16 protein-coding genes, 1 tRNA gene and 4 pseudogenes are annotated in these 16,739 nt (G+C 70.8%); 7 read left to right on the plus strand and 14 right to left on the minus strand.

The window, feature by feature from the left end:
• Positions 1-15 precede the first annotated feature (15 nt).
• On the minus strand, positions 16-393 hold the full coding sequence (locus tag ACZ7DL_RS26565) for a hypothetical protein (protein ID WP_470777707.1): 378 nt from the start codon (positions 391-393) through the stop codon (positions 16-18).
• Between the two features lie 104 nt (positions 394-497).
• Complete coding sequence (locus ACZ7DL_RS26570) at positions 498-782, minus strand: hypothetical protein (protein ID WP_470777709.1); 285 nt, start codon at positions 780-782, stop codon at positions 498-500.
• A 390-nt stretch (positions 783-1,172) separates the two neighbouring features.
• Between ACZ7DL_RS26570 and ACZ7DL_RS26575 the strand changes: the two genes are divergently transcribed.
• Complete coding sequence (locus ACZ7DL_RS26575; protein WP_470777711.1) at positions 1,173-2,741, plus strand: GMC family oxidoreductase; 1,569 nt, start codon at positions 1,173-1,175, stop codon at positions 2,739-2,741.
• Positions 2,742-2,946: 205 nt separating this feature from the next.
• Positions 2,947-3,036: pseudogene (locus tag ACZ7DL_RS26580) on the plus strand (IS5/IS1182 family transposase); the annotation flags it as partial.
• Positions 3,037-3,046: 10 nt separating this feature from the next.
• Here the strand turns inward: ACZ7DL_RS26580 and ACZ7DL_RS26585 are convergent.
• From ACZ7DL_RS26585 to ACZ7DL_RS26600, 4 genes and pseudogenes are all read right to left on the minus strand, one after another.
• Complete coding sequence (locus ACZ7DL_RS26585; RefSeq protein ID WP_470777713.1) at positions 3,047-4,555, minus strand: DUF4246 domain-containing protein; 1,509 nt, start codon at positions 4,553-4,555, stop codon at positions 3,047-3,049.
• Positions 4,556-4,606: 51 nt separating this feature from the next.
• A pseudogene (locus ACZ7DL_RS26590) lies at positions 4,607-4,803 on the minus strand (enolase C-terminal domain-like protein); the annotation flags it as partial.
• 141 nt (positions 4,804-4,944) lie between these two features.
• Positions 4,945-5,021, minus strand: a tRNA-Pro gene (locus ACZ7DL_RS26595).
• Positions 5,022-5,066: 45 nt separating this feature from the next.
• Positions 5,067-6,494: an MFS transporter gene (locus ACZ7DL_RS26600; RefSeq protein WP_470777715.1), complete on the minus strand. Its 1,428-nt coding sequence runs from the start codon at positions 6,492-6,494 to the stop codon at positions 5,067-5,069.
• 218 nt (positions 6,495-6,712) lie between these two features.
• Between ACZ7DL_RS26600 and ACZ7DL_RS26605 the strand changes: the two genes are divergently transcribed.
• A complete protein-coding gene (locus tag ACZ7DL_RS26605) occupies positions 6,713-7,291 on the plus strand; it encodes a TetR/AcrR family transcriptional regulator (protein WP_470777717.1) in 579 nt (192 codons plus the stop codon).
• A 7-nt stretch (positions 7,292-7,298) separates the two neighbouring features.
• Here the strand turns inward: ACZ7DL_RS26605 and ACZ7DL_RS26610 are convergent, their stop codons facing one another.
• Positions 7,299-7,814, minus strand: a complete 516-nt coding sequence (locus ACZ7DL_RS26610) for a hypothetical protein (protein ID WP_470777951.1) — start codon at positions 7,812-7,814, stop codon at positions 7,299-7,301.
• A gap of 130 nt (positions 7,815-7,944) precedes the next feature.
• Here ACZ7DL_RS26610 and ACZ7DL_RS26615 point away from each other — a divergent pair, with 130 nt between their 5' ends.
• Entirely contained in the window at positions 7,945-8,289 is a 345-nt protein-coding gene (locus ACZ7DL_RS26615) for a cupin domain-containing protein (RefSeq protein ID WP_470777953.1), read from the plus strand.
• A 1-nt stretch (position 8,290) separates the two neighbouring features.
• On the opposite strand, the pseudogene ACZ7DL_RS26620 reads toward ACZ7DL_RS26615, so the two are convergent.
• A pseudogene (locus tag ACZ7DL_RS26620) lies at positions 8,291-8,432 on the minus strand (LacI family DNA-binding transcriptional regulator); the annotation flags it as partial.
• Positions 8,433-8,552: 120 nt separating this feature from the next.
• Here ACZ7DL_RS26620 and ACZ7DL_RS26625 point away from each other — a divergent pair.
• Positions 8,553-9,722: a Gfo/Idh/MocA family protein gene (locus ACZ7DL_RS26625; protein WP_470777719.1), complete on the plus strand. Its 1,170-nt coding sequence runs from the start codon at positions 8,553-8,555 to the stop codon at positions 9,720-9,722.
• Here the strand turns inward: ACZ7DL_RS26625 and ACZ7DL_RS26630 are convergent.
• Positions 9,694-10,716 (minus strand): LacI family DNA-binding transcriptional regulator, encoded by a 1,023-nt coding sequence (locus tag ACZ7DL_RS26630; protein ID WP_470777722.1) that lies wholly within the window; start codon positions 10,714-10,716, stop codon positions 9,694-9,696. The genes ACZ7DL_RS26625 and ACZ7DL_RS26630 overlap by 29 nt on opposite strands.
• Before the next feature lie 374 nt (positions 10,717-11,090).
• Here ACZ7DL_RS26630 and ACZ7DL_RS26635 point away from each other — a divergent pair.
• Together ACZ7DL_RS26635 and ACZ7DL_RS26640 are read left to right on the plus strand one after the other, a co-directional pair.
• Positions 11,091-11,318, plus strand: a pseudogene (locus ACZ7DL_RS26635) (SDR family oxidoreductase); the annotation flags it as partial.
• 32 nt (positions 11,319-11,350) lie between these two features.
• Positions 11,351-12,355, plus strand: a complete 1,005-nt coding sequence (locus tag ACZ7DL_RS26640; RefSeq protein ID WP_470777726.1) for a Gfo/Idh/MocA family protein — start codon at positions 11,351-11,353, stop codon at positions 12,353-12,355.
• Positions 12,356-12,407: 52 nt separating this feature from the next.
• Here ACZ7DL_RS26640 and ACZ7DL_RS26645 read toward each other — a convergent pair whose 3' ends face one another.
• The 5 genes from ACZ7DL_RS26645 to ACZ7DL_RS26665 form a co-directional block, all read right to left on the minus strand.
• Complete coding sequence (locus ACZ7DL_RS26645) at positions 12,408-12,602, minus strand: hypothetical protein (protein ID WP_470777729.1); 195 nt, start codon at positions 12,600-12,602, stop codon at positions 12,408-12,410.
• A gap of 162 nt (positions 12,603-12,764) precedes the next feature.
• Positions 12,765-13,667 (minus strand): sugar phosphate isomerase/epimerase family protein, encoded by a 903-nt coding sequence (locus ACZ7DL_RS26650; protein ID WP_470777731.1) that lies wholly within the window; start codon positions 13,665-13,667, stop codon positions 12,765-12,767.
• Between the two features lie 2 nt (positions 13,668-13,669).
• Positions 13,670-14,581 (minus strand): ATP-binding cassette domain-containing protein, encoded by a 912-nt coding sequence (locus ACZ7DL_RS26655; protein ID WP_470777733.1) that lies wholly within the window; start codon positions 14,579-14,581, stop codon positions 13,670-13,672.
• A 3-nt stretch (positions 14,582-14,584) separates the two neighbouring features.
• Positions 14,585-15,661, minus strand: coding sequence for an ABC transporter permease (locus tag ACZ7DL_RS26660; RefSeq protein ID WP_470777735.1), 1,077 nt, complete (start codon positions 15,659-15,661; stop codon positions 14,585-14,587).
• Positions 15,661-16,680: a sugar ABC transporter substrate-binding protein gene (locus ACZ7DL_RS26665; protein WP_470777737.1), complete on the minus strand. Its 1,020-nt coding sequence runs from the start codon at positions 16,678-16,680 to the stop codon at positions 15,661-15,663. The genes ACZ7DL_RS26660 and ACZ7DL_RS26665 overlap by 1 nt, the downstream gene beginning before the upstream one ends.
• Positions 16,681-16,739: the final 59 nt, after the last annotated feature.

The raw sequence follows: 16,739 nt of genomic DNA on the forward strand, positions 1-16,739 counted from the left end.
GGGCGTCGGTCACCGTCAGGCCCTCTCGACGAGGTCCGCGGTGTCGCGTTCGTTGCGTTCTGCGCGTGCGACGTACCACCGGCCGAGGAGGACGAGTACGGGGTAGGCGGCCACCCCGAGAACGGCCCATATGATCAGGGCGCTGCCCGGCCAGACCGCCGGGTCCGGCAGGGCCGTGAAGGCCAGGGGCAGCAGCCCGAGCAGGGCGACGAGCAGCCCGAAGGTGGTGGTGGCCAGCCGGAGTTGGCGACGCATCAGGGTCCGGAGCGCGAGGGAGTCGACGGTGGATTCCTCCTCGTACGCCCGGGCGGGGCGGGCCGGTCCGTGGGCCGCGCGGGGAGTTCGCGGAGCCCCCGTGACCACTTCACGTCGAGGAGTCCCAGGTGCACCCATGCCGCGTCCTCCGACCGCGATGATCACACGTCGGAGTGGAGTGTACGCATCAAGAAACACAAGGGACAGCTTCCGGTCACGCCTCGGCTCTTCGCTTGGTCCCGTCAGGCCTGCGCCGGCCCGCCGCGGGTGAGCGCCTTGAGGTCGCCGTGCGCGATCTCCAGCTCCACGTACGACTCCTCCGCCTTGCGGAACGCCAGCTCCAGCGCCGCGAAGGCCCGCGGCCCGGCCAGGGACCGCGCCGAGTTCCGCAGGTCGTAGAGCACCTCCGCCCAGCGGCCGGCGGCCGACTTCACCGAGGCGAGCAGCTCGGTGAGCTCGCCTGTGTCGCGGGATGCGTGCGGCGGGAGCCTGCGGAGCTGCTCCACGAGCTCTTCGATGTCGGACATGCCGCCTCCTCGGGAACGCCAAGGGCAGGAGCCCGGACCACGGTAGACCCGCGGCCCGGCCGGGGCCGCCGGACTCCGTACCGCATTCCGTGAGCGGCCGCGTCGGCTCGCCGTACGGCGCGCCTGCTGCGCCGAACGGCAATGGCGCGCCGGTCGGGGGGCATCAAAGGCACCTGGACGACGAGCGGTTGCCGTACATGGACCCGACTTCGGGCTATGTGCAGCGGGATCAAGACGTTTCCGCGACGTGGGACCAGTGCCCCGTGGACAGTCGAGACGGCCTGCGAGAAGGATGTCGACCCGACGCGCTGACCCCCGTCACCGCACGCGATTCGCCCATGGCACCGCTTTTCTCGCCGTTGTCGGCAGTCCTCGACCGAAGGGGTTGGAATGAGCAGCTACGACTACGTCATCGTCGGCGCCGGATCGGCGGGCGCCGTGCTCGCCGCACGGCTGACCGAGGACCCGGAGGTCCGGGTGGCGCTGATCGAGGCGGGCGGCCCCGACACCGCGCAGGAGATCCACATCCCGGCCGCCTTCCCCCAGTTGTTCAAGTCCGGCCTCGACTGGGACCTCGACACCGACCCGGAGCCCGGGATCGGCGGCCGCCGGACCTACCTGCCCCGCGGCAAGGTGTTCGGCGGCACCAGCTCCATGAACGCCATGATCTACATCCGCGGCAACCGCGCCGACTACGACGGCTGGGCGGCGGCCGGAGCCACCGGCTGGTCGTACGACGAGGTGCTGCCGTACTTCAAGCGCGCGGAGGACAACGAGCGCGGGGCGGACGAGTTCCACGGGGCGGGCGGCCCGTTGACGGTGAGCGACGGACGCTCCGGGCACCCGCTCGCCTCCGCGTTCGTGCAGGCCGCCCAGCAGGCCGGGCACAAGACGAACGACGACTTCAACGGCGCGACGCAGTTCGGTGTCGGGCGCTACCAGCTCACGCAGCGCGGCGGTCTGCGGTGCAGCACGGCCGTGGCCTATCTGCACCCGGCGCTGGAGCGGCCGAACCTGACGGTGCTGTCGTCGGCCCGCGCACACCGCGTGGTGATGGAGGACGGCCGGGCGACCGGTGTGGAGGTCGAGCGCGGTGGCTCCGTCGAGGTGGTCCGTGCCGAACGCGAGGTGATCCTGTCCGCGGGCGCCTACGAGTCCCCGAAGCTGCTGATGCTGTCGGGGATCGGGCCCGCCGCCGCCCTGGCCGCCTTCGGCATCGAGGTCGTCCGCGACCTGCCGGTCGGCCTGGGCCTCCAGGACCACTACATGGCGCTGCTGAACTTCCGTACCGAGGAGGAGTCGCTGCTCACCGCGGCGAGCGCGGAGAACGCGGCGCTGCTGGAGAGCGAGGGGCGCGGTCCGCTGACCTCCAACATCGGCGAGGCCGGCGGCTTCTTCCGCAGCCGGGACGATCTGACCGCACCGGACCTGCAGTTCCACGCCGCCCCCGTCCTCTTCCACCAGGAGGGACTCGGCGCGCCGACCGAGCACGGCTTCGCCTTCGGCCCCTGCGTGCTCGCCCCGACCAGCCGTGGCGCGGTGACCCTGCGCTCCGCGCGCCCGGACGTCGCACCCCGGATCCTGCACAACTACCTGATGACCGCCGAGGACCGGGCGGTGCTCGTCGCCGGCATCCGGATCGCGCTGGAGATCGCCTCGCAGCAGGCGGTCACCGACCTCGTCGCCGGGGCGTACGACGTGCCGGCCGCGGACTCCGACGCGGACCTCCTCGCCTGGGCGCAGCGAGCCGGGCAATCGCTCTACCACCCGACGTCGACCTGTGCCATCGGCGCGGTGGTCGACCCCGAACTGCGGGTGCTCGGCGTCGCGGGCCTGCGGGTGGTCGACGCGTCGGTGTTCCCGACGGTGCCGCGCGGCAACACCAACGCGCCCACGATCATGGCCGCGGAGAAGGCCGCCGACCTCATCAATCCTCCTCGGCGTCGATGGCCGAGCTGAACTTCGCCCGCCCACCGTCACCGCCCTCGCAGCCACGGCGCTCCACGCCCCAGTGGCTGTGCCGCGGATCTGCCGCACGGTCCGGGGCAGCCGGCGGCAGTGCGTGCAGCTCGCCCTCCAAATGGCCTGGTGGGCGGACGTCGTGACAGAACTGGGCCCTTCGTCCTCGGCGTGGTGATATCACCCTTCACCGGCGAGAACCCGGCGACCGCTCCGGCGGGCCGGATGCTCCACCCGCCGCATCGGCACCGTCGTCCAGGCCGTCCGCACCCTCCTGACCTGCACGCATTCAGGACAGAAGCGGTTCAGTGCTCGCAGAGGGAGAACTCTCGTTCGTAGAGCTGCTCGTTGTGTTCGTCGACGAAGAACTTGCGTTCCTGCATGAGTTGTTCGCGATAGTTCTTGGCCTGTTCAAGCGTCATGGTCGAGGTGTCGGACCACGGTTGCTGCGGTGGCACATCGGATGTCGAGACGATTTTTTCCGACGGGTCGACCAGGAAGAACGCAAGGATTTTGCGGTGTCCCGGGCGGGTGGGGTCCATGAGGCGGAATGAGCCGACGCGGTGTTGCAGGATGTTCGGGAACGCCAGGCAGCGACCCGCTGGCGTCGATACCGATCCCAGCATCTGGTTCAGTGCGTCTTCGTCCTCCAGGCCGTAGACCTCACGCAGACCGTTGTCGTCGTTCTGTTCGTAGTGCGGGTCGTCGAGTGCCGCCCGGAAACTCAGCCGACTTTCGGTGATGTTCTCGCTGTCCCAGTAGTAGATGCCGGTCGAGACGATCCGCTCGTTCAACATCCCCTCGACATGCCAGGAACCGCCTGGGTACTCGGGCTTGTCCGGGGTGAGATGAACGGTGGCGAGCTTGACGATGACCTGAAGATGGCGGCCGCGCAGGTCGACTCGGGCGGATTCGTCGGGCAACTCGGGCGGGGTGAAGGCCGGGGCGTCCGGGATGGCCGGGCGGCGGTTCTCCCACCAGTCGTCCTGGGCCGCTTCCCATGCACGGAGGGCTTCTGCGTAGGCCGCAGCATCACCATAGGAAGACTTGTCCGGAAACTCCGGTTCCGAGTCGTACCACCCGAAGGGATCGGCCTCGATCCGGAGGGGTCGCGGATGGCGCAGATCGGTGAGCACGTTCTCCAGCAGCGGGCGCATGCGCGCGAACAAGTCCGGCAGGACGGAGGACAGTTCGTGATGAGTCTCGGGGTGGACGTTGTTGACGTACGAACGGAAGGCGACATCGCCGTCGTCACTGACGTAGACGTCCGTGGGCAGCCATTGGAACTTCTCCGAGAACTCGTACTTCGAGTAGCGGTCCGTCGGGTTCTGCCAAGCCCGCTCGGGCGCGCCGCTCACCTCTCTCACCAGGCAGAACAGTGAGGGATGAACCAGATCCAGTACCTGGCCGTCGGATCCGGGATGCCAGTCCTGTTCTGCTTCGGGGACCTGTTCCAGAACCCGAACCGCCTCGCGCAGCCGGGATCTGAGCTTGTCGTCGACCAGTGTGTCCGACTGCCACACCCCGTCGACGGCGGATACCTCGATGCCGGTCCGTCCGTCCCGCAGCACGGCGTAGTGCACGAGTTCGGCAAGCACGTAACGAACCTGCGCCTCGGTGAGGCCCTGGGCGACCGCTTCTTGCGTCCACCTGGCGACGATGTCGGCGTCGTTCATCTTGTCGAACCACCCCGGCTTCGCCCGGATGTGCGAGCTGCACTGCATCATCTGAAGCTCCCGCAGCGTTCGGGGTGTCGCGAACGATATGGAACGGGAAGCATGAAAGGGCAGCGGGAAAGCAGACAGGCCGGTCAATTCTCGTGGTCCCTGGAGTCGGTGTGCGGTGGCGGGAAGGATAGCTCAGCAGACTGACAGGAGGCCGAAGTCGTCCAGCTTCACGAGCTGTCGGGCGTCGGCCAGGGTGTACGCGGCGTTGGCGTCGACCTGGAGGAGGAGGTCGTCCCAGAAGCGTTCGCGGACGGCGCGGACGGCGCGGACGGTGCGACGTCCCAGCCGGGTTCGGTCTTCAGCTTGATCCGGACGTATCCCTCGGCCACGTATCCGTTTCGACCAGACCCTCACCGGAGCCGAGAAGGCCGGCCGCCACACGGACCATGCGTCGTGGCTGCGGCCACCATGGCTCCGGACGCGCGGAAGGCCGCCCTCTCGTCAGTGAGAGAACGGCCTCCGACCTGCTGAAAGCATGGTCGGGACGACAGGATTTGAACCTGCGACCCCTTGACCCCCAGTCAAGTGCGCTACCAAGCTGCGCCACGTCCCGCCGCGGTCTCACGCGGGCTGTTCCGCGTGATCACGCAGGTCAACCCTACCGCACCCGCACGGGTGCCCTGGTCGTCTCCGGCGTGGCGGCGCCGGCCGGGCGGGTGGAGCGGTGGACCGGGACGAGGAGCGCGGCGCCGGCCGCGGCCAGGCAGAGCACGGCGAGCAGGGCCCAGCCATGGGTGTAGCCGGAGGCGTACGGCAGGCCCGAGGGCTGGAGCCGGCCGGTGACCAGGACGCTGGTGAGCGCGGCGCCGATGGAGCCGCCGATGGTGCGGATGTTGGCGTTCATGCCGGTGGCGGCGCCGGTCTGCTCGGCCGGGACGCTGCCCACGATGAGGTTGGCCATCGAGGCGAAGGCCAGTCCGATGCCGAGCCCGAACAGGCCCGCGACCACGCCGATCTGCCACTGCGCGTCATGCCAGAGCGTGAGGAAGCCGCAGGCCAGCGCGCCGAGTGCGGCACCCGTGGTGAGCAGCGCCTTGGCGCCGACGCGGGGCTCAAGGCGGCCCGAGAGGACGCCGGAGAGGAACATCGCGACCAGCATCGGCAGCAGGAGCAGTCCGGACGCGGTGACGCTGGCGCCGAAGCCGTAACCGGCCGCGGACGGCGTCTGGACGAACCCGGGCAGGAAGGACCAGATCGCGTACATGCCGGCGCCGAAGAGCAGGGCGGCCGCGTTGGTCGTCCACACCGCGGGCAGCCGCATCACGCGCAGGTCGATCAGCGGGGTCCCGGAGCGGGCCTCGGTCACCAGCCACACCGCGAACAGCACGACGGCGACGGCGAACAGGCCGAGCACCTTCGGCGACCCCCAGCCCCACTGCCCGGCCTGGCTCAGCGGCAGCAGCAGGGCCACCAGCCAGCCGGAGAGCAGCCCGGCGCCTACCCAACTGACCCTTCCCTGTGCCCTCTTGGGGGACTCGGGGATATAGCGCAGGGCGATCAGGACGGTCGCGGCGACGACGGCGACCGGGATCCAGAACAGCCACCGGTAGTCGAGCGCGGAGACGATCGGTCCGGCGGCCACGATGCCGACACCGCCGCCCGCGGCGATCACCGCGGAGAGGTTGCTGATGTTGCCGCTGACCTCGGCCGGGGCGAACTCGTCCCGGATGATGCCGAAGGAGAGCGGGAACAGGGCGCCGCCGACGCCCTGGACGACCCTGGCGATGATGAGCACGCCGATGGTCGGGGCCAGCGCGGCGATCAGGCAGCCCGCGAGGACGGCCACCAGGACGGCGACGAGGGTCCGTTTCTTGCCGACGAGGTCACCGACCCGGCCGAGGATCGGGGTGAAGACCGAGGCGGACAGCAGATAGGCCGTCATCACCCAGGTCGCGGTGGACTGGGAGGTGTGCAGCGCGTGCTGGACGGTCGGCAGGGCCGGCGCGATCAGCGATTGGAGCATGGAGAACACGCCGGCACCGGTCGCGAGGACCGTGAAGGTGAGGCGGTTGGACGTGCGGGGCATGGAGGAGCCTCTCCGAAATCAGGGACGCGGAGGGTCGGGTGCGCGGGGGCACGGTCGTACGGACCGTGCGTGCGGTGGTGCGTGCGGATGCGGAGCCGGCGGTGCGGGCCGCGTCCGGCCACGGCGGAGCCACTCCGCCACTGGTAAAGTGGAGGTACCCCTCCACTCTAGCGGAGGTAACCCTCCGTTTCAATCGAGTCCCTCCCCGGGAGGCAGCAGTGACGGCCACACCGTTCCCCGTCAGCGAGATCGTCGCGACCCGCCGGCCGCACCGAAAGGACGCCGCCCGCAACTACGACGCCCTGCTCGCCGCCGCCCGCGAGGCGTTCGCGGAGCACGGCGCCGAGGCCTCCCTGGAGGACATCGCGCGCCGCGCGGGCGTCGGCATCGGCACCCTGTACCGGAACTTCCCGACCCGCCGCGACCTGTTCGAGACCGTCTACGCGGACGAGGTCAACGCCCTGTGCCGGGCGGCCGAGGAGGTCGCGGACCGGGAGCCGTGGGAGGCGCTGACGACCTGGCTGGACCGGTTCGCCGGGTACATGGTCACCAAGCGCGCGGTGCGGGAGGCCCTGAACGGCGAATCGGACATCTTCCAGGCGTGCCGCGACTCCATGTACGCGGCCGGCGGCCCACTGCTGGAGCGCGCGCAGCGAGCCGGCGTCGCCCGGGCGGACATGGACTTCGGGGACCTGCTGCGGATGGTCGCCGGGATCACGGCGACGGCGTTCGAGGACACCGCCCAGCGGGACCGGGTCCTCGCGATCGCACTGGACGGCGTCCGGACCGTCCGCTGACGCCGGCCTACTTGATGAGCGCGTTCGCCACCACCACGACCAGCCCGAGCAGCGCGTCCCCCAGCCCGACGAGGACGGCGGCCGGCCAGCTCCGCGCCGACCAGCGGGCGGTGACGAGGCCGAGCACGAACAGGATCGCGATGTTGAGGGCGAACGCCGCGTACTCGACACCCTTCGCGGGCCACCACCCCCAGCGCGCGCCCGCGAGCAGGAAGACCGTGGGCAGCACGGCCGTGACCAGCGGCCACTCGTTGCGGAGTGCGAACAGGATGTCCCGTCGTCGGTGCGGGACGCGCTCGGCGATGTAGTGGGCGTAGCCGTGGGCGAGGGCGGAGGCGCACGCGGTCACCAGCACCCATGCGGCGTCGTAGCCGCGGACGTCGGCGGACGTGTGCCCGTACTGGGTGAGCGCCGCGACCAACGAGCTGGCGAGGACGGCGCCGTACACCCCGCCGAACAGGACGGTCTCGCGCGTGTCGTGCTGCCGGGGCGGTGCCGTGCGGGCCGCCGTGGAGTCAGCCATGTCCCCACGATCGCCCGGGCCCGGCGGCCCCGCCAGTCCGCGTGGCCCGACGAAGTGTCCTCCGACCAGGCCCGATGCCGCACACACTGTCCACGGCGGCACGGCTCGCGTGCCGACTAGGGTCGGCCGCATGACGCACAGCTTCGCGCTCCACATCCCCGACGCCGACCTCGAACCCGAGCCCCTGGACCCGGAACAAATCGTCTCCGGGAACCCGGAGGTCACCGGAAAGGTGGTCTGGGAGTCGCCGGACGGGCGGCAGATCCGCGGGATCTGGCAGATCACCCCGGGCGTGGTCACCGACACGGAGGCGGACGAGCTGTTCGTGGTGATCAGCGGCTCGGCCACCATCGAGGTCGAGGACGGGCCGACGCTGACGGTGGGGCCCGGCGACATGGCGGTGCTGCGCGGGGGCGACCGTACCCGCTGGACCGTGCACGAGACGCTGCGCAAGGCGTACGCGATCACCCTCTGACCGGCCGGGCGCTCCCCGGCCGGCCGGTCCAGGAGGCAGCGGGCGGCGCGCCGGCCGGCCTCGTACGGGGCGGTGTCGACGGTGGTCAGCCAGAGGTGCCGCAACCGGGAGATGCCGGTGTTGCCGTACCCGGCCACCGACATGGCATGGACCGTTCCATGCGGCGCGCCGCGCTGTCAAAGGGTTGACACGCTGACTATGTCCGAACAAAGGTGACGGCGACAGAGGAAGGGCCGGTCCAAGCACGCCAGGGAGAGGCTGTCATGGTGGATGCGCTGGGTGTCGCCGTCGTCGGGTTGGGCTGGATGGGCCGGGTGCACACCCAGGCGTACGCCCGGCTCCCGCACCACTATCCACGGCTCCCGCTGCGGCCCCGGCTGGTCACCGTCGCCGAGGAGGTGCCCGGGCGGGCCGAGGAGGCCGCCGAGCAGTTCGGGTTCGAGGCCGCGACCCGCGACTGGCGCGAGGTGGCCGCCGACCCGCGCGTGCGGGCCGTGAGCATCACCGCGCCGAACTTCCTGCACCGGGAGATCGGCGTGGCGATGGCCGAGGCCGGCAAGCACCTGTGGATCGAGAAGCCGGTGGGCCTGACCGCCGGGGACGCCCGCGCGGTCGCCGACGCGGTCGCCGAGGCCGGTGTGCAGGGCACGGTCGGCTTCAACTACCGCAACGCTCCCGCCGTCGAGGCCGCCCGCGAGCTGATCGCCTCCGGCGAGATCGGCACGGTCACGCACGTCCGCATCCGCCTCTTCAGCGACTACGCGGCCCACCCGGACTCCGCCCTGACCTGGCGGTACGAGCGCGAGCGCGGCGGCAGCGGGGTGCTCGGCGACTTGGCCTCGCACGGCGCCGACCTGGCCCGCTTCCTGCTGGGCGACATCGCCGCGCTCACCGCCGACACCGCGATCTTCCTCCCGGAACGCGCCCGCCCGGTCGGCGCGACGGCCGGCCACGCCCTGGCCTCCGGCGGCGAGCCCGGCCCGGTCGAGAACGAGGACTACGTCAGCTGCCTGCTGCGCTTCGCCTCCGGTGCCCGCGGGGTCCTGGAGGCCTGCCGGGTCTCGGTCGGCGAACAGAACAACTACGGCTTCGAGGTGCACGGCACCCAGGGGGCGGTGTTCTGGGACTTCCGCCGGATGAACGAATTGGGGCTGAGCCGCGGTACGACCTACCAGGACCAGCCGGTGAGCACGGTCTACGTCGGCCCGGGCGCCGGTGAGTTCGCCGCGTTCCAGCCGGGCGCGGCCAACGCGATGGGCTACGACGACCTGAAGGTGATCGAGGCGTACCGCTTCGTACGCTCCATCGCCGAGGGCACGCCGTACGGCACCACCCTCGCCGACGCGGTGCACAGCGCGACCGTGCTCGACGCGATGGCGGAGTCGGCGCGGACCGGCGTGTGGGTCAGCTTGCCGGCATGTTGTACGGGGTGACCACCTGGATCGCCGACGGCAGCAGCGGCCCCGCGGGCGGCAGCGCGCCGTGGCTGCGCATCACCTCGTGACATGCCTCGCGCAGATCGTGCCGCAGATCGTGGTGGAGCACCGCGGACAGGCGGTGGGCACGCAGCAGGCGGGTGTTGTCGTGGTCCAGGTCGTGCGCGACGAACACCGCGCAGTCGCGGCCGAGGTCGGCGAACGCCCGCAGCGTGGCGTTGTTGCCGCCGCCGATGGAGTACACCGCCCGGATCTCGGGGTCGCGTTCCAGGGCGGCGCGGACCAGGTCGTACTGCGTGGCGTCCAGGCCCTGGCCCTCGGCGATCTCCACCAGCGCGCGCTCGGGATGGCGGGCTCGCATGACGCCGCGGAACCCCATCTCGCGCTCCTCCTCGTTGCGGAAGAAGCCGCTGCTGAGGCTGGTGAGGACGTTGCCGGGCCGGTCGCCGAGCCACTGGCCCATGAGGTAGGCAGCGGTCGCGCCGGCCGCCCGGTTGTCGATGCCGACGTAGGCGAGGCGTCCGCTCGTGGGCAGGTCGGTGACGAGGGTGACGACCGGGATGCCGGCGGCGGTGAGCCGGCCGACGGCCGCGGTGACCTCGGGGACGTCCGGCGCCTTGAGGATCACGCCCTGCGTGCCGCGCCGGGCGATCCGGTCCAGCGTGCCGACCAGTTCCCGGACCGGTCCGGTCTCGCGGAAGTGGAAACGGGAGCGGACCACCGCCGGGTGCAGCGCGGGCAGTTCGGCCTCCAGGGCGGCGCGTACGGCGGAGGTGAACCGTTCCGGTGCCTGCGCCACGATGTCGACCATGAAGGTCCGGCCGACCAGCCGGACCTGGGTGCGCTGCCGGTCGAGGTCGGCGATGGCCCGGTGCACCTCCTGCGCGGTGCTCTCCCGCACCCCTCCCCTGCCGTTCAGCACCCGGTCCACGGTGGCCTCGCTGAGACCCGCCTGACGTGCGATTTCCCGGAGGGGGAACGGGTGGCCCATGGACCGGCTCCTTGAGGGGTTTTTGATGGCTCTCTGCTGGTTGTTCGAGGTGTTTGTACTGACAAGAATGGCAGGGCCGCGCCGCTTCCGTGACCGAAAGAGGGACACCGATGTCCGTCGCCCCCGTGCCAGGCCGCACCTGGCTGACCGAGCGGGGCTGCGAGCTCGGCGCCTTCCGCGCGCTCGTCGGCCGCACGACCGACCTCGCCGACCACCCGCACGCCGGCTCGGTGGCGGAGAACGCCCTGGTGTACGAGGGTGAGCGGCTGCGCGCCGTCGGCGACCGGGACGTCTTGCGGGCCGAGTTGGTGCGAGCGCTCGCGGACGGCCCCGGAATCGTCGTTCTCCGGGGCGCCTTCCCGGACCCGGCCGTCGTCAAGATCGGCTGGACCGACACGGAGGGCGAGGACGCCACGCAGCGGGCCTTCCACGGCGCCGGCGACGACTGGCGGGACCGGGCCGCGGCCCGGCTGCCGATGGGCAGGCTCGGCCAGTCGGACGACATAGCGGACTTCGTGGTCTTCCTGCTCTCCGACCGGTCGGGAGTGGTCACGGGGTCGGTGATCGACTGGGACCAGAACGTGCTCGGCGGCCTCGACTAGAACTCCGCACCCCACCCTAGGAGCAGCACCCCATGCGTATCGGAATCCTCGGCCTCGGCCGTATCGGCGCCTTTCACGCCGAGACCCTCTCCGGGCTCGACGCCGTCGAGTCGCTCGTCGTCACCGACCCGTTCGCGGACGCGGCCAAGGCCGCCGCCGAGCGGTTCGGGGCCGAGGTCGCCGACTCGCCGGAGGCCCTGCTGGCGGCCGGCGTGGACGGCATAGTGGTGGCTGCGGCCACCGACGCCCACCCCGCCCTGATCCTGGCCGGCGTCGAGGCCGGCGTCCCGGTCTTCTGCGAGAAGCCCGTCGCCAGGACGATCGGCGAGGGCGTACGGGTCCTCCGGGCCGTGCAGGACAGCGACGTGCCGATCCAGATCGGGTTCAACCGGCGCTTCGACGCGGGCTTCGCCGCCGCGCGGGCCGCCGTACACGCCGGTGAGCTGGGCAAGCTGCACACGGTCCGCTCCACGACCCTGGACCCGGCGCCGCCGCCCGCCGCGTACGTCGCCGCGTCCGGCGGCATCTTCCGCGACTGTTCGGTGCACGACTTCGACATCATCCGCTGGGTGACGGGCCGTGAGGTCACGGAGGTGTACGCGGTGGGCGGCAACCGGGGCGCCGACTACATCAGGGCGGCCGGCGACGCCGACACCACCGCCGCGATCCTGACCCTGGACGACGGCACGATCGCGGTGGTGTCCAACTCCCGCCACAACGCACGCGGTCACGACGTCCGCATGGAACTGCACGGCTTCGCCGACTCCATCGCCGTCGGCCTGGACGACAAGCTCCCGCTCCGCTCGGTCGAGCCCGGCGTGACCTTCCCGTCCGACACCCCGCACGACTTCTTCATGGACCGCTTCGCCGACGCCTACCGGGCCGAACTGGCCGCCTTCACCGAGGTCGTGGCCGGCACCCGCCCCTCCCCGTGCACCGTCGAGGACGCCCTGGAGGCCGGCTGGATCGCCGAGGCGTGCACCCTGTCGCTGCACGAGCACCGGCCGGTGACGCTCGCGGACGTGCGGCAGGGCTGAGCCCACGAGGCGGCGCCGGGCCACGGGCCCGGCGCCGTAATCCCCTGCTGTGTCAGCCGCAGTAGCGGATCAGCCACTCGTCGGGGTTGTACGTGTCCCGTGCCGGATCCGGCGTGGTGGCCGGCTTGGTCTCCACCGTGTCCTGCGGGCGTATTCGCTCCGGCAGCGTGCCGAAGCGGTCGCGGCGCAGAGCCGCCGCGTCGGCGGGGTCCTGGGGCGCCTTGCGAGGTTCCGTGCGGTGTGTCATCTCGTCCTCCCGTCTGCGCGGGCAACCCCCGTCATCGTTCCCAACGCCCGCGTGCCCCAGGTTGGTTCCCGGCCACCGGCTGGCCGAATCCGCTGGGATACCGCAGGAACCGGGCCGCGGTTCTGCCCGCGGCCCGGCTCCTTGACCACCCTTCGATCCCCCTCAGGCCCCGCAGGACCGCAGGAAGCGCCGGGTGCGCACCGCGATCGGCAGTGGCGTGTCCGGCTCGCAGGGGTACATGTCCTGCTCGACGATGGCGAACAGGTCCACGCCCAGCCGCTGGGCCGCCTCCAGCACCGGTCCCAGTTCCGGTACCCCGGACGGGGGTTCGCACATCACCCCGCGCTGCACGGCCGGCCCGAACGGCACCTCGTGCGCGACCACCTCGGCGAGGACGTCCGGGTCGACCTGCTTCAGGTGCAGGTACCCGATCCGCTCGCCGTAGGTCTCGATCAGCTTGACGCTGTCGCCGCCGCAGTAGGCGTAGTGCCCGGTGTCCAGGCAGAGGTTGACCAACTCGGAGTCGGTCGAATCGAGGAAGCGCTCGACGTGCTCCTCGGTGTCGATGTGGGTGTCGGCGTGCGGGTGCACGACGATGTCCAGGCCGTAGGTCTCCCTGACCTCGTGGCCGAGCCGTTCCATGCCCTTGGTCAGGTGCGCCCACTGCTCGGCGGTCAGCTCGGGCGGTTCCAGGATCGCGGCGGTCTTGTCGTCCCGCCAGAAGGAGGGAATCACCACCAGGTGCTTCGCGCCCATCGCCTGGGTGAGCGCGGCGACCTGGCTGACGTGCGCCCAGGTCTCCGTCCAGACGGCCGGGCCGCGGTGCATGCCGGTGAAGACGGTGCCCGCCGAGACCTTCAGGTTCCGCTTGGCCACCTCGTCGGTGAGCCGGGCCGGATCGGTGGGGAGGTAGCCGTACGGGCCCAGTTCGATCCAGTCGTAGCCGGCCTCGGCGACCTCGTCGAGGAAGCGTTCCCAGGGGACCTGCTGCGGGTCCTCGGGGAACCAGACGCCCCAGGAGTCGGGGGCCGAGCCGACCCGGATGCGGTCGAGGGCGTGGGGCATGGTCAGGAGTTCCCTTCGGGGGAGGTCACCACGGGTGCGGTCAGGTCGCCCGCCTCGGGCAGCTCCTCGACGGCGACGCCGCGCACCTGGGCCAGTTCGTGCTTGAGTGCGGCGAGTTCGGCGCCGCCGGCCATGTGGTTGGTCAGCTCCTCCAGGCCGACCTCGGTGCGGTCGGCGGACAGTTCCAGGGTGCCGAGGCGCAGCACGCTGAAGTGGTCGCCGACCATGTAGGCGTGGTGGGGGTTGTGGGTGATGAAGATGACGCCGAGGCCGCGGTCGCGGGCGGCGGCGATGTACTTCAGGACCACGCCGGACTGCTTCACGCCGAGGGCGGCCGTCGGCTCGTCCAGGATGAGGACGCGGGCGCCGAAGTAGACGGCGCGGGCGATGGCCACGCTCTGCCGCTGGCCGCCGGAGAGGGTGCCGATGGGCTGTTCCAGGTCGTCCAGGACGATGCCCATGTTGCGCAGTTCCTCGTCGGCGGTCTTCTTCATGCGGGCGATGTCGAGGCGGCGGAGCGGCCAGGGGCCCTTGGTCATCTCGGAGCCGAGGAAGAAGTTCCGCCACACCGGCATCAGCGGGACGGTCGCCAGGTCCTGGTAGACGGTGGCGATGCCCCTGTCCAGCGCCTCGCGCGGGGTGGTGAACCGCACCGGCTCTCCGTCGACGAGGAACTCGCCCTCGGTGTGCTGGTGCAGCCCGGAGATGATCTTGATGAGGGTGGACTTGCCGGCGCCGTTGTCGCCGAGCACGCAGGTGACCCGGCCGGCGTGGACCTCCAGGTCGACGCCGTGCAGGGCGCGGATGTTGCCGTAGGACTTGCCGGCGCCGCGCAGTTGGACGAGGGGGCCGTCCTGGGCGGGTGTGCTGTCCTTCAGGACGGCACCGTGCGTTCCGGTTCCGTTGTCAGTCATGGGTCACCTCCGGGTCGCCGTGCGCTGGACCCACAGATTGATCAGGACGGCGCCGAGGAGCATCACGCCGAGGAATGCCTTGAACCAGTCCGGGTTCCAGCCGGCGTAGACGATGCCCTGCTGCACCATGCCGAACATGAACGCGCCGAAGACCGGGCCGATCGCGGAGCCGTAGCCGCCGGTGAGCAGACAGCCGCCGATGACGGCCGCGGCGATGTAGATCAGTTCCTGGCCGACCCCCTCGCCGGACTGCACGGTGTTGAAGGAGAACAGGTTGTGCATGCCGACGAACCACGCGCCGAGGCCGACCAGCATGAACAGGGTGATCTTGGTGAACCTCACCGGGACGCCGACGGCACGGGCGCTGTCCTTGTTGCCGCCGACGGCGAAGATCCAGTTGCCGTACTTGGTGCGCAGCAGCACCCAGGTGGCGAGGGCGGCGAAGACCAGCCACCAGATCACGGTGATCTTCACCTGGACCCCGCCGATGTCGAAGGAGGAGGCGAAGATCTTCCTGGCCTGGTCGAAGCCGTCCATGTCGCTGATGTCGTCGGTGGCGACGTTGCCGGTGACCAGCTTGGTCGCGGCGAGGTTGGCGCCCTGGAGGATCAGGAAGGTGCCGAGGGTGACCAGGAAGCTGGGCAGCCCGGTCTTCATCACCATCCAGCCGTTGAAGGCGCCGATCGCGAGGGACACGAGGAGGGCGACGATCACGCCGGTCCACACGTTGAGGGTCAGCTGGTAGCTGAGCATGCTCGCGGTGAGCGCCGAGGAGATCACGGCGACGCCGGAGGAGAGGTCGAACTCGCCGCCGATCATCAGCAGGGCCACCGGGAGGGCCATGATGCCGATGGTCGAGGACTGGTACAGGATGTTCGCCATCGAGCTGCCGTCGCGCACCGGCGGCGCCGCGATCAGGAAGAAGACCAGGACGGCGACGGCTCCGAGGAAGACGCCCACCTCGGGCCGGGCCAGCAGCCTCAGCACCAGCGGGCGGCGGGCGGTGCGGCCGTCGGTCTGCCGGGGTCCGGACGCCGGCGGTCTGCCCACCGCCGGCCGAGCCTGCTGGGTCATGCCCATCACCGGGTGCCCTTCGCGGCGAACTCGGCGACCTTGTCGACGTTGGACTTGTCGACGAAGGCCGGGCCGGTGAGCACCGGCTGCTCACCGCCGCCGCTGTAGTTGCCGTTGTTCTTGTAGAGCCACAGCGAGTCGACCGCCAGGTAGCCCTGGAGATAGGGCTGCTGGTCGACGGCGAACTCGATGGCGCCGTTCTGGACGGCCTTGACCAGTTCCTTGTTGAGGTCGAAGGTGGCCACCTTGGCCTTGCTGCCCGCGTCGCCCACCGACTGGACCGCGGTCACGGCGAAGGGGGCGCCGAGGGTGACCACGGTGTCGAGGGCCTTGTCCTGCTTCAGCTTCGCCGTGATCGTCGACTTCACGGACGGCATGTCGGTGCCGTTCACATACAGGGTCTCAGTGGTGCCCTTGAACGTCTTCTTCACGCCGTCGCAGCGCTGGGTGAGGCCCACGTTGCCCTGTTCCTGGATCACGCAGACGATCTTCTTCGCGCCGGTGGTGTTCAGCTTGTCGCCGACAGCCTCGCCCGCCACACTCTCGTCCTGTCCGAAGAACTCCAGCAGGCCGAGCTTCTTCCAGTCGCTCACCCCGGAGTTGAGGCCGACCACGGGTATCCCGGCCTGCTGGGCCTTGCCGATCACGCCCCTCATCGCGTCGGGCTTGGCCAGGGTGACCGCGATGCCGTCGACCTTCTGGTCGATCGCGTTCTGCACCAGGCCGGCCTGGTTGCCCGCGTTCGGGTCGGGGGAGTAGACGAGCTTGATGTTGTCCTTGGCCGCCGCGGCCTCCGCGCCCTTGCGGACGGTGTCCCAGAAGGTGTCGCCGGGCGCCTGGTGGGTGACCAGCGCGACGGTCATACGGGGGGTGTTCGCCTTGCCCGCGGAGGCGTTCGCCGCTTCCTCCTCGGCCTTCTTGCCACCGGAACTGCTGGAGCAGCCGGCCAGGGTGAGGGCTGCCGCAGCGGCCGTGGCCACGACGGGGGCCAGTCTGCGGGAGCGGAAGCGAGAAGAGCGTTCCATCTTTCCTGCACCTCACTGTGCGTGCGACGGGGCAAGGGACGCGATTGCGTTGGGACGGG

The organism is Streptomyces sp. NPDC036984 (assembly GCF_055607665.1).